The organism is Paraglaciecola chathamensis S18K6, assembly GCA_000314955.1.
In the GTDB taxonomy this organism is placed as follows: Bacteria; Pseudomonadota; Gammaproteobacteria; order Enterobacterales; family Alteromonadaceae; genus Paraglaciecola; species Paraglaciecola chathamensis.
Window position 1 is genome coordinate 1 of the sequence record BAEM01000044.1, and the last position, 11,805, is coordinate 11,805.

At 42.8% G+C, this 11,805-nt stretch carries 13 protein-coding genes; 7 read left to right on the plus strand and 6 right to left on the minus strand.

The window, feature by feature from the left end; translation table 11 throughout:
• Nucleotides 1-417: 417 nt before the first annotated feature.
• The 3 genes from GCHA_RS17145 (at nt 418) to dusC (ending at nt 2,179) form a co-directional block, all read left to right on the plus strand.
• On the plus strand, nt 418-864 hold the full coding sequence (locus GCHA_RS17145) for a hypothetical protein (protein ID WP_007990509.1): 447 nt from the start codon (nt 418-420) through the stop codon (nt 862-864).
• Between the two features lie 105 nt (nt 865-969).
• Entirely contained in the window at nt 970-1,164 is a 195-nt protein-coding gene (locus tag GCHA_RS17150) for a DUF1289 domain-containing protein (protein WP_039992707.1), read from the plus strand.
• Nucleotides 1,165-1,246: 82 nt separating this feature from the next.
• On the plus strand, nt 1,247-2,179 hold the full coding sequence (dusC, locus tag GCHA_RS17155) for a tRNA dihydrouridine(16) synthase DusC (protein WP_039992709.1): 933 nt from the start codon (nt 1,247-1,249) through the stop codon (nt 2,177-2,179).
• A gap of 31 nt (nt 2,180-2,210) precedes the next feature.
• On the opposite strand, the gene GCHA_RS17160 is transcribed toward dusC, so the two are convergent.
• On the minus strand, nt 2,211-2,426 hold the full coding sequence (locus GCHA_RS17160) for a hypothetical protein (protein WP_007990513.1): 216 nt from the start codon (nt 2,424-2,426) through the stop codon (nt 2,211-2,213).
• An 80-nt stretch (nt 2,427-2,506) separates the two neighbouring features.
• On the minus strand, nt 2,507-3,148 hold the full coding sequence (locus GCHA_RS17165; RefSeq protein WP_007990515.1) for an arylesterase: 642 nt from the start codon (nt 3,146-3,148) through the stop codon (nt 2,507-2,509).
• 16 nt (nt 3,149-3,164) lie between these two features.
• Between GCHA_RS17165 and GCHA_RS17170 the strand changes: the two genes are divergently transcribed.
• The gene (locus tag GCHA_RS17170) at nt 3,165-3,890 is read left to right on the plus strand and encodes an ABC transporter ATP-binding protein (protein WP_007990517.1); all 726 of its coding nucleotides are present in this window, start codon (nt 3,165-3,167) and stop codon (nt 3,888-3,890) included.
• A 3-nt stretch (nt 3,891-3,893) separates the two neighbouring features.
• Complete coding sequence (locus GCHA_RS17175; RefSeq protein ID WP_007990518.1) at nt 3,894-6,422, plus strand: ABC transporter permease; 2,529 nt, start codon at nt 3,894-3,896, stop codon at nt 6,420-6,422.
• A 121-nt stretch (nt 6,423-6,543) separates the two neighbouring features.
• Here GCHA_RS17175 and GCHA_RS17180 read toward each other — a convergent pair whose 3' ends face one another.
• Both GCHA_RS17180 and folX read right to left on the minus strand, forming a co-directional pair.
• Nucleotides 6,544-7,437, minus strand: coding sequence for a TIGR01777 family oxidoreductase (locus GCHA_RS17180; RefSeq protein WP_007990522.1), 894 nt, complete (start codon nt 7,435-7,437; stop codon nt 6,544-6,546).
• Between the two features lie 17 nt (nt 7,438-7,454).
• The gene (gene folX, locus GCHA_RS17185) at nt 7,455-7,820 is read right to left on the minus strand and encodes a dihydroneopterin triphosphate 2'-epimerase (RefSeq protein WP_007990524.1); all 366 of its coding nucleotides are present in this window, start codon (nt 7,818-7,820) and stop codon (nt 7,455-7,457) included.
• A gap of 192 nt (nt 7,821-8,012) precedes the next feature.
• Here folX and GCHA_RS17190 point away from each other — a divergent pair, with 192 nt between their 5' ends.
• Nucleotides 8,013-9,095 carry an AI-2E family transporter gene (locus tag GCHA_RS17190; RefSeq protein WP_007990526.1) on the plus strand — a complete coding sequence of 361 codons (1,083 nt, stop codon included), beginning with the start codon at nt 8,013-8,015 and terminating at the stop codon, nt 9,093-9,095.
• A gap of 167 nt (nt 9,096-9,262) precedes the next feature.
• Here GCHA_RS17190 and GCHA_RS17195 read toward each other — a convergent pair whose 3' ends face one another.
• Nucleotides 9,263-9,703 carry an SDR family oxidoreductase gene (locus GCHA_RS17195; protein ID WP_007990529.1) on the minus strand — a complete coding sequence of 147 codons (441 nt, stop codon included), beginning with the start codon at nt 9,701-9,703 and terminating at the stop codon, nt 9,263-9,265.
• A gap of 233 nt (nt 9,704-9,936) precedes the next feature.
• Nucleotides 9,937-11,118, minus strand: a complete 1,182-nt coding sequence (locus GCHA_RS17200; protein ID WP_007990531.1) for a diguanylate cyclase — start codon at nt 11,116-11,118, stop codon at nt 9,937-9,939.
• A 444-nt stretch (nt 11,119-11,562) separates the two neighbouring features.
• Here GCHA_RS17200 and GCHA_RS17205 point away from each other — a divergent pair.
• Nucleotides 11,563-11,805, plus strand: a 243-nt coding sequence (locus GCHA_RS17205; RefSeq protein ID WP_039992712.1) for an HvfA family oxazolone/thioamide-modified RiPP metallophore, incomplete at its 3' end; no start/stop codon positions are given.

Below are 11,805 nucleotides of genomic sequence, written 5' to 3' on the forward strand. Positions count from 1 at the left end.
AAATAAGAGAAGCCGCACAGTAATGTGCGGCTTTTTTTGTATTTCTAGAATATAAGACGTGACTAATCTCAGTGGTGGGCGTTTGTGCACAGACACCTTGCTAAGTTAGATTACGCTTTTGAAGGTAAAGCTAAACGACTTATACCAATCCGCATTAATAAGTGACCGCCTCAGAATGCGTCCAGCGGTTTTTGATTAAGGCGTCGCTATGTAGTAATGGTTGTTCCCTTTCAAATAGTGAGAACGCAGAGCAAAAGCCGCTGGGGCATTCCTTGTAGGCGAGTTTTAAAAGGGCTTACACTGCGTTGCATGACTTCGAAAGAGAACAACTATTCATTCAGTCATGCGCCTTGTTTAAGCCCTTTTAAACTCTCGCTGAGTGATCACTTATTAACGTGGAATGGTATTAATGCTGTAATGAATATGACTAAACCCCTCGATGATTCCCCGGCACATTTTAAAATTCGTATTAGCGAGCGCTTGATTGTCGTGCGAACAAAAGGCACTTGGACTTTACAAACTGATATGGCCTACTTGTCTGAGCTTGGGGAAGCTATGCATTCTATGCGCGGGAACACTTGGGCTGTTTTAGTTGATATGCGTGGTTGGGTTGTGCCTGAGACAGTCAGCTCGTCACCATTTAAGCTAAAGGCTCAACTTGACCGACGTAACCAGAAACTAGAATGTTGGATTGTTGATGACATGGAGCAGGGGAATGCCTTACTCCCATATTTTCAAGCATCAGGTATTGTACCGAAGCGCTTTCTAGATCCTACTGATGCCATCGCTTACTTACACCATGCTAAATTTGTCAATGATAAGGTGAGTTTTGAGCAGTTAAACGGGTTATTAGAACGCGACTAGTCGAGTTACCTTGTGCCCTTATCCAGATAAGTAATGATTTAGCGATTTAAATTTATATTTCTATTACATAGATATATGCGGACAGGCTAATCAAGAGGTTTTTTGATGACGAGTAAGGATGTAGATTCGCCGTGTGTACGGAACTGTTGTCTTGATCAGCAAGATATGTGCGTGGGATGTTTTCGCATGCTAGATGAAATTGTTGGCTGGGGCACGGCTTCATCAGTGCGAAAAAAAGAAATTCTCGCTGCTTGTTCACGCCGTAAAAGTCGCCCTGATGTCGATGGTAATCATGAGTGAAATCCACGCGTATTCTGGGCTGATAAATCACGATAAGCTCGTGTTAAACAACAACGTTCACCTTTAGTATTGAGTATATAAGTTGCAAGTAATTTTAGCACCGATGGAAGGGGTGGTTGATCACCTCATGCGAGACATGTTGAGTAAAGTCGGCGGCTTTGACTTGTGTGTCACTGAATTTGTAAGGGTGGTGAATTGTTTACTGCCTAAAAAGGTATTCCATCGTATATGCCCTGAATTACATAATGATGGATATACCCCGAACGGTACACCTGTTCGGGTTCAATTACTGGGGCAAAACCCTCAACCGTTAGCTGAAAATGCAGTACGCGCAGTAGAGCTTGGCTCCCACGGTGTTGATCTCAATTTTGGTTGTCCCGCTAAAACAGTTAATAAAAGTAAAGGTGGTGCAGTATTGCTACGTGAACCACAAACTTTATACGATATTGTGAGCGCAGTGCGACAAGCTGTACCTAGCGAGCACAAAGTTACAGCTAAAATGCGACTAGGGTTTGACGATAAAAGCCTTGCCTTTGAAAATGCCGCCGCTATAGAAGCCGCTGGTGCAGATATACTGGTTATTCACGCCAGAACAAAGGTGGAAGGCTACAAGCCGCCAGCTTATTGGTCATGGATTGCTGACATAAAACAAAAAGTGAATATTCCTATTATAGCGAACGGCGAAATCTGGTCTTATGAAGATGCGATAAACTGCCAAGCCCAATCTAATTGCCAAGATATTATGTTAGGGCGCGGTATTTTAGCCATGCCAAACTTGGCGCGGGTAGTACGTGGTCAGCAAGAGGTGATGAATTGGTCTCAAGTCAATCAGTTGCTAATTGATTACTCAGGTTATGAGTTGTTTGGTGACAAAGGCAAGTATTTTCCCAACCGTTTAAAACAATGGCTAGGCTATTTGTCACGTCAGTACCCACAAGCCGAAGACTTGTTTATGCAAGTGCGTCGGCTGCGTGATTCGAATGAAATTGTACAGGTGTTACAGCAACAAAGGTAACTTGGCTATTTGCTGCAAGCTGACGCGATTTTTAAACTTGTATATCTACTATCGAGCCAACCCGTTGATTAGGATCACTCGTTTGAGGAGTCGCATTACCTTGCTGGGCTGACGAAGAGGTCGATAAAGTCTGCGAGTCTTGCGGCGCTGTGAGCCGCTCTGTTTCTGCTCTTGATGCTGAGACTTCTTGTCTGGGTGCTAGCACATTGGTCTGCACGGTATTTGAGCCTGTAGCGCTCACGTCCATCACATTTCCCCCTTTAATTTGTCTGATTTATGAGTCTAGCGTTTCATTCTTTTTAATTCCATGCAAAGCGCAAAACTCTCTTATTCAGTGATCAATGGGCTCAAAGCCGCTCGCATCGACTCGGCAATGATAGGCTGTGCTTCGGCATTCGGATGAATACCATCAGCTTGCATCAACTGGGTATCCAAGGCGATATCAGCGAGAAAAAACGGCAGTAATGTGACGTCTCGTTCTTCGGCAACATCCGAATAAGCCTTAGTAAAAAGTTCGGTGTATTTACGCCCATAGTTCGTAGGAATTTGCATTTCTTGTAAAATAACAGTTGCACCTGATTCTTGGCTTAATTTCACTATTTCCATTAGGTTGTTGCGCATTTTAGTGATTGAATGGCCTTGTAAACCGTCATTTCCACCTAGTTCAACATAAATATGGCTGGGTGAATGTTGGCTCAGTAATCTTGGTAAACGAGCCAATGCACCATCGGTCGTTTCACCACTTATCGCTGCATTTACCACAGTTATGTTACTTTTTTGCCACGCATCTTGTAACAAACTTACCCAGCTTTGTGCTTGCGTCAGACCGTAACCTGCACTTAGGCTATCACCTAATATGAGCAATTTACTCGATTTCGCCCAAAGCTGATCTGAAACCAGTAATATAGGTAAAAGAATCAATACGACTTTGGCGCGCTTGCGCAATGAATTTACTATCAATTTAAACACTATGGCTCCTGTAAATATGATTAAAACGTCCGCGATCACAAAAACGGTTACTACCTCTCAAGGTGAACTTGCAATCCTCAAGCCAATTAGTTTTGAAGTCAAGGCAGGTGAGTCGATTGCCATCGTGGGTGCGTCAGGCTCCGGTAAATCGACATTGTTGAGCCTACTTGCGGGACTTGATGAAGTAAGCAGCGGAGATATTTATCTTGACGGGCAAGCCTTGCATGAAATGAACGAAGAGCAGCGGGCACAATTACGCGGTGAGAAAGTTGGCTTTATTTTTCAAAGCTTCATGTTGGTCCAAAGTTTAACAGCGATTGAAAATATTATGTTACCTGCAGAAATTGCGGGGTTGGATAACGCCAAACAACTTGGCCAAGAAATTCTAGATAAAGTCGGCTTAGGGCATCGTGGCGATCATTATCCTAATCAGCTATCCGGTGGCGAGCAGCAGCGAGTGGCCATTGCGCGAGCGTTTATTACTAAACCGAAAATCTTGTTTGCTGATGAACCAACCGGCAATTTAGATGCCGCCAATAGTGACAAAATTGAACAGTTGTTGTTCGATTTGAATCGCGACTCCCATACAACCTTGGTACTTGTAACGCATGATAATGAGTTGGCGAAACACTGCCAACGTCAATTATTAATGAATGCAGGGGAACTTAGCGAAGTCACCCTATCAGATGATAATGCTAGCTCAGGGCAAAAATCAGTGATTTCGCAAAGTCAGGTAGGGTAGTGCATGACTAAGCAAACATTAAATTTAGCCTGGCGCTTATTTAAACACGAAGCTAAGCGCGGAGAGTTAACCATTATTTTACTGGCGATCATTTTGTCGGTGGCCTCGGTGCTATCCCTATCGCTTTTTAGTGAAAGATTACAGTCAGCGTTAACGGATAAAAGTGCAGAGTTTATCGCAGCAGACAGGGTGCTTAAATCTCGTAAACCAGTGGATGAAAGCTGGATTGAAAAAGCCAAAGAATTTAATTTGAATACAGCGAATCAAGTTTACACGCGCTCAATGGCATTTTCTGGCGACAATATGATGTTGGTTGACTTAAGAGCCGCTGCCGAGGGGTATCCATTAAAGGGCACCGTGAAAGTGGCCGAGCAGCCTTTTGCGCCAGGGCAAGCCACAAATTCGCTACCCGCTCCAGGTAATGCGTGGATCGAATCACGTTTATTTCAAAACTTAGGATTAAGTTTAGGGCAGGTTATTGAAGTCGGGGACAAAGCATTTACCGTCAGCAAAGTGTTATCTGAAGTACCGGATGCTGGATTCAGTGTTTTTGGCGGTGACCCAAAAGTCTTGATCAGTGAACAAGATTTAGCCTCAACCAATATTATTGGACCAGGAAGTCGTGCATCGTTTAGTTATTTTTTTACCGGCAGTGATAGTGATTTAGATGCGTATTACGATTGGTTAATGCCACAACTGGACAAAGAGCTGCAAAGCTGGGTATCTGTCAGTGATGATGATTCGGCCATCGGCCGTTCTATTGCAAAAGCTGAGCAGTACTTTCTGCTGGCTAGCTTGTTAGCGATAGTCTTAGCGGCTGTCTCAATTGCTGTTGCGGCGCAAAGATACAGCCAACGCCACTATGATCCTGTTGCCATTATGAAAACTCTAGGGGCGAGTAAAAAAATGGTGCAGCAAGTTTACTTGTTGCAAATCACGTTCATCACCTTGCTGGGGATAGTCATAGGCACAGTGCTCGGTTTCTTGATTCAGCAAATTGTGGTGTGGGCACTGGCTGGTAGTGTTGATGTGTCATTAGATGTGTGGTTCTGGCGTCCGCTGATCATCGCAGTGTTTACCGGGGCAATATGTGCCATGTTGTTCTCACTTTATCCGCTGCTTAAACTCTTTTCGGTTTCTCCGCTACGTGTGTTACGCCGTGACTTAGGGGCATCGCTGAGTTCGCGCTTTATCCAATTTTTAGCCTCAGGCGGTGCTATTTTCAGTCTGATGTGGGCTTACAGTGGTGACTTAAGCTTAAGTGCTATTCTGTTTGGCTCTGGTATCTTGTTGGTCATTAGCTTGCTACTAGTGACCTTTGGACTCATTTGGGTAGGGCGAAAGCTTGGACAAGGCAAAATGGGCGCGTGGCAATTAGCATGGGCGCGCATTCGACGCCGAGCAATGGACAATGCTATTCAGCTTATCAGCTTCGCCGTAACCATTATGTTGTTATTGATTGTACTGGTTATGCGTAATGACATGATTGCCCAGTGGCAAAATCAGCTCCCGCAAGGTACACCTAACTACTTTTTGGTAAACATCACTGAGCAGCAATTGCCTGAATTAAAAGCACATTTTGCTGAAGAAAAAGTCGATATAGAACACTTCTACCCGGTGGTGCGTGGGCGCTTTGTGGCAATCAATGATGAAAAAGTTTCAACTGCGGTTAGCAAAGAAGACGAAGAGCCAGGAGAGGATCGGGGTCGTGAAGGGTTGGGGCGCGAAGCAAACCTAACGTGGAGCGATACACTGCAGCCTGAAAATGAGATTGTAGCCGGCGAGTGGTTTGAATCGGGTGAACCTTTAGCAAGTGGATTGTATGGTGTTTCTGTTGAAGCGCGCATTGCGGATAGGTTGAATATCAAATTAGGTGATAAGTTAACCTTTAATGTAGGCAGCGAGATCATTAATACACAAGTGTCGAGCTTACGTGAAGTGAATTGGCAAACCATGCAGCCAAACTTTTTCTTTGTTATTCAACCTCAAGCGATGACAGGGTATTTACCAACGTATTTATCGAGTTTTTACTTAGATAAATCACGTAAATCAGATATCACTGAATTGATGAAGCCTTTTGCTAGTGTCACCTTGTTTGACGTAGATGCCCGCATTGAACAGTTACGCGGCATAGTGCAGCAAGTGTCATTGGCGGTAGAGTTTATATTGGTCTTAGTGCTGGCAGCTGGGGCACTAGTGTTGATCGCTCAAGTTCAAGCGAGTATGGATGAACGCCAGCAAGAGCTTGCTATATTGCGTACGTTAGGGGCCAAAGGACGTTTGATACGAGCTAGTGTTTTGTTCGAATTTGTCATTATTGGGTTAGTAGCTGGTCTGATGGCAGCGTTTTCCAATGAAGTGAGTTTGTTCTTTTTACAAAGCCAAATCTTTGAGATGGAAGCAGTATTGCATTGGGAGTATTGGTTTATTGCCCCTGTCGTCGGAGCGATTGTTGTTGGAGCGCTAGGCATTATAGGTTGCTGGCGTTTGTTACGCCTTAATACCAGCCACTTATTACGTCAAATGGTCTGATTATTTAATGGACAATAGAAAGCCGATAACGCGTTATTCGTTATCGGCTTTTTCTATTTCATGCACGGCGTCTTTTTTACTTTATGCACGGCATATAGAAGCGCAAGTTTGTTGGCAAGGGCTATAAACGCAAGCACTCTAAGGCATGCTCAAGCTCGGGATAATGGAATTGATAACCATCTTCTTGTAGTCGTTTCGGTATCACCCGCTGCCCGTTCAGTAAAAGATCGGCTGCTTCGCCCATAATCAGGCGCAGAGCGAAAGAGGGCATAGGTAAAAAAGCCGGGCGGTGTAGCACGGCTCCAAGGGTTTTACTGAATTGCTCATTGGTAACGGGATTAGGCGCGGTAAAATTGTATATCCCTTTGCATTGCGTATGTTCTATTAAATAAATCAGTCCATCTAACATATCTTCTAAGTGGATCCACGACATGTACTGTTGTCCTGATCCCATTGGACCACCTAAACCAAACTTAAAGGGAGGTAGCATCTTCACTAACGCACCACCTCGACGAGTAAGCACTACACCTGTGCGTACAATACACACACGGGTGTGCGCTGATTCAGCTTGTTTAGCCAAGAACTCCCACCTTTCACATAATTGATGGCTAAACTCATCGTGCGGTGAGTCGAATGTTTCATCAATAATATTGTCGCCTTGGTGTCCGTAGTAGCCAATCGCTGAACCACTAATCAATAGCGCAGGAGGCTGATTGCTGGCTTTTATCAGTGCTACAAGCTTTTCGGTTAGCTCCCAACGACTTTGTTCTATGCGCTTTTTTTGATCATCAGTCCAGCGTTTGCTTATGATTGGCTCGCCAGCCAAATTGATAATAACGTGAAAGCCATCAAGGTTATCGAAATCATCCAATGATGAGATTAGGGTGATTTTGTGACCTAATACCAGCTCCGCTTGCGAAACATTGCGCGTGACCACTGTGATATCGTTTGGCTTCAACTTAGGGATTAAATTAGAACCGATTAATCCTGTACCTCCAGTAATCAAAATACGCATAGAAAATCCTTATTATGTTACGTTTTAGAACATGAAAGACATAAAGAAACCGAGTCAGCAAAGCGCAAGGCATGGGGTTTATCCACTTCGGCTTCGGCATATGTCACCCTTGGGTGTTCAGCGGCGATCATTAAGACATCAGCGGTTAATTTTTCCAGTAACGCAAAACGATTGTCCTCAACTAAATGAATAATACGCTTTGTGATGACTTTGTAATTAAGGGCATCGTCCATGTTGTCTGTGTCAGTTGCTTGATCTGCCTGATATTCAATTTTTACATTTACGACGACATCTTGCTTGTTAATTATTTCATCTTCATTAATACCAATATAGGTACGTAAACGTAAATTTTTTATCCGGATCGTCGCGGGATTTAACTTCATATTATTACCACTCTTGTTTTACGACGTAAAAATAACCTAAAATCAGTACGTTAATATCTTTTTATCGTTTTGTACATGGATATTATCAAGATGTCATTGATATGCCTCATAATACTAAAAACACGACGTAAGGCTATAAAGTAAGCATACTTTCCGTTAATTTTTTCATTTATTCTACAAGTGAGCTAAACCATGCAAATGAAATATTCCCCTTCACTGAAAGTGCTGTTAATACTTGCATCACTTGTGGTTGTTTTAGCTGGCATAAAAGCCGCAAGCGCCATCGTCGTCCCATTCTTATTATCGATTTTTATTGCTATGTCGTGCAGCCCAATTATTAATTGGGCCAACCAGTACAGGATCCCAAGAGCCGTGTCCGTGGTCTTGGTTATACTGCTCATTGTTATATTAGGGTTTATGCTCGCAGGACTTGTAGGCCAATCGATGAATGACTTTAGCGAAAATTTGCCGAAATACCGGAAACAACTGGTCGAGCAATTTTCTTTTGTGATTGGTCGCCTAAACGATTTCAACATACAGATTAATAAAAACCAATTACTGTCTTATTTAGATCCCGGTGCGGCTATGAACATGGCAACCAGTTTATTGACTAGTTTGGGCGGGGTGTTGACCAACTTCTTATTAATTCTTCTTATTGTGGTGTTTATGTTGTTCGAAGCGGAATCGTTTCCTCGTAAGATCCATATTGCTTTAGACGATCCGAATATGAAAATGCGCCAAATCGACAAGTTTCTATTGTCTGTTAAGAATTATTTGGCGATCAAAACACTGGTAAGTTTAGGTACGGGGTTGGTGATAGGGCTTTGGCTGTACTTTTTAGGGGTTGATCATTACCTGTTATGGGCAATGATGGCATTTTTGCTCAACTACATACCAAACATAGGCTCAATTCTCGCCGCCATCCCAGCTGTTTTGCTGGCGCTAGTACAATTAGGCCCTGGTATTGCCGGCTTAACGGCACTGGGGTTTGTGGTTACCAACACGGTAATGGGCAACATTATTGAGCCAAGGTATATGGGCCGAGGTCTAGGTTTGTCGACATTAGTGGTGTTTTTGTCGTTAATTTTTTGGGGGTGGTTACTAGGCACAGTTGGCATGCTGCTGTCAGTACCTTTGACCATGATCGTCAAGATTGGCCTTGAGTCGGGGCAAGACACCCGCTGGATAGCATTGCTTTTAGCCAGCGATGGTCCTGAGTTAAAGGAACTTGAACAGGTTGATAGCGAAAAAGATCAGGATAAGCGCGAGGTTTAATTTAAATGCTCTGTGATGTTTGGACATAAAAAGCCCTCCAGTAATTGGAATGTCCAACTATTGGAGCTTACTTCATATTGTCAGTAGCGCACTTCTTATCTGAGTTAACGAAATGGCTATCTAGCAAAAATGTTTGATGAAGTGATTTTTGATAGCCAAGACGTCTTTTAGTTAATGTAATCCACAACATCGAATGATTGGCCTGTCTCTTGGCCTTCAATAGAATGGCGGTATGCTTTGGCTGTGTCAGCAGCGCTAATACCGGTTTCACTGTTCATTCCCATCAACAGCATCGTTTCTTTTACGAACCGTGGGCTAACGGTATTTATGTGAAGTGAGTCACCCAAATCTAGGGCTGCAGCTTTAACAAAAGCGTCAAGCGCGGCATTAACTAAGCTAACCGCTGAAGACCCTGGCATAGGATTTTGCGCCACATAACCACTGGTAAATGTGATACTGCCACCTTGTTTAATATAGGGCTTAGCAATTTGAAATAAGTTGATGTGACCTAATATTTTATTATTCACAGTTGTTTGAAATTGCTCGATAGTTAACTCGTTCAATGGGGCGAATTCAATCAACCCTGTGGTTGAGATCACAGCAACCACGTTGCCTACTTCTCAGTTTAGTCTGGGATTTAAAAATGTGATGTTATAACAATTTTGTGAGTGCGCATATGCGCTAGTGAATTTTTACGTAGCAGAAAAATTAAAAGTATCTTATATCATGATGGAAGGAGGGGGTTTCGCAGTATTCAAATCTTCGAGTAGAGCATGTCAAACAAACGCGTCAGTGAATCATGACTCCTCGAAGTTAAGTTGCTGTTCGCAGCGCTAACTCGTTAAGCACTCATTAGCACCTGATTTCTACCCGATTCCTTGGCGTTATAGAGCGCTTCATCAGCACGTAAAATAACATTATCGATATTGGAATCAGCAGACTTCAGGTCACTAATACCTATGCTTATGGTAAAACGCAGTTGATGATTATCGATGTTAATTTCAATGCTCTCTATGGAACGTCTAATTTTTTCCGCTACGATGCTTGCTTCGTGTTTAGATGTTCTAGGCAACAGAGCAATGAATTCTTCACCTCCATAGCGGGCGACGAGGTCAGAATTGCGTGTATTCTCTAGCATGACTTGAGCAACCACTTTGATCACTTCATCACCCGTGCTATGTCCATACGTATCGTTGACGTTTTTGAAAAAATCTACATCACACATTAGCACGCTAAGGGGTTGGTCGTTTTCTCGCGATTTATTAAACTGCTGTGCAGACTGTAAATTAAATGCGCGGCGGTTGAATATACCACTTAGCGCGTCGTAGTTAGCCTCACGTTGCAACTTCGAGGCGAACAAGGACACTTTTGCCACCATTGGTCTGAATATAAATATAGCTTCAATGAGAATGGTAAAAATGATTATCCAAAACACCACATTCTGCGCAAACCTTAACTCATCGACTTTTTCGAAGCTCTCTTTCTCATACTGCTCTACCACACTGTGAAGCGAATCTAGAAGCGAGGTTTTAGCAAGATCAACAATATATTGCTTTTGGGTAGTTAAGTTCGCTTCATTTAAATCCTCTGAGGAGTTTAAAACTCGCCTGACGGTGTCAGCAAATTTAACTACATTCTGTTGCACGTTATCCGGAGGGCTGAAATAGAGTGCGTTTAACTCTGCGGAAAAATCAGAACCTTGATTTTCCTTATGGTGCTGTAATAAAAAGTTTTGGTTTATGAGCATTTTATCAATGGCTTCTAAAGCAACGAGTCTAGCGTCATGACTGCCTGTTTGCAGGTGATGAAGTGCAAACAAACCTGCACGCTGGGAGAGCATTCGTTGCTGGCCGCTAATATTAACAATCTTTCCGGTTTGGCTTTGCTGCTCAATAACTTGATCTAACATCAAATGAACAGCACCAGATAAAAGCGCGATTATCGTTAGCGATATCGCGTAGGTTAGTGTCATGTACTTGCTAGGATTTTCTATCTCAATCCCTTTGGTTTGTTTTTTATTCATTATTTTTAACTACTTTAGTGTTAAATACAGAGGCTACGACGCAATACATCAAGGGAAATCAAACACGTCAAAGTAGCTAAATTTAATTTCACTAAATTTTTATACGATGAAAATCCAAATCTTGCTATTAGCACTTAGTCTATGTTGGTCGGCGCCTTAAAGGTGCGTTCTTTATCCGGCTGTGCTAACAGTGAAAACGCCCTTTTTAGATGTTCGTGGTAAACCATTTAAAATGGTAGTGGCGTAGTCACATGAGACCTCTTATTTAACTCACGCTTAAGTAAATCGTGGTCTACACTGCATGTGAACTCGGGTTTCCATGGGGAGATTTCGTTTAAATGTAAATATTTTTCACATCAACGAAATATTCATTTACTTCGCTGGGTCTAATCATTTGTAAGCAATTTTACATACAAAAATTTAAATCTACTTAAGGTGTCAAATATGAAACAGATTAAACAAACTACTATCGCTACAGCAATGGGTGCAGTTGTACTTGGCTCTCTAGCAGCGGTTAGCTTTCAAGCTAATGCGGCACCTTTTGGGATGCAAACATTAGAATCTGGTTATATGCAAGATGTCGCAGAAGGTAAGTGCGGTGAAGGAAAATGCGGCGGCGACAAAGCAGCTAAAATGACCAAAGAAGGCAAGTGCGGCGAAGGCAAATGTGGTGGCGACAAAGCAGCT

Coding starts and splice junctions, on each gene's coding strand:
- GCHA_RS17200 (WP_007990531.1), bottom strand. CDS start 11,118: ATGAATAAAAAACAAACCAAAGGGATTGAGATAGAAAATCCTAGCAAG.
- GCHA_RS17170 (WP_007990517.1), top strand. CDS start 3,165: ATGATTAAAACGTCCGCGATCACAAAAACGGTTACTACCTCTCAAGGT.
- GCHA_RS17150 (WP_039992707.1), top strand. CDS start 970: ATGACGAGTAAGGATGTAGATTCGCCGTGTGTACGGAACTGTTGTCTT.
- GCHA_RS17180 (WP_007990522.1), bottom strand. CDS start 7,437: ATGCGTATTTTGATTACTGGAGGTACAGGATTAATCGGTTCTAATTTA.
- GCHA_RS17145 (WP_007990509.1), top strand. CDS start 418: ATGAATATGACTAAACCCCTCGATGATTCCCCGGCACATTTTAAAATT.
- GCHA_RS17175 (WP_007990518.1), top strand. CDS start 3,894: ATGACTAAGCAAACATTAAATTTAGCCTGGCGCTTATTTAAACACGAA.
- GCHA_RS17160 (WP_007990513.1), bottom strand. CDS start 2,426: ATGGACGTGAGCGCTACAGGCTCAAATACCGTGCAGACCAATGTGCTA.
- folX (WP_007990524.1), bottom strand. CDS start 7,820: ATGAAGTTAAATCCCGCGACGATCCGGATAAAAAATTTACGTTTACGT.
- GCHA_RS17190 (WP_007990526.1), top strand. CDS start 8,013: ATGCAAATGAAATATTCCCCTTCACTGAAAGTGCTGTTAATACTTGCA.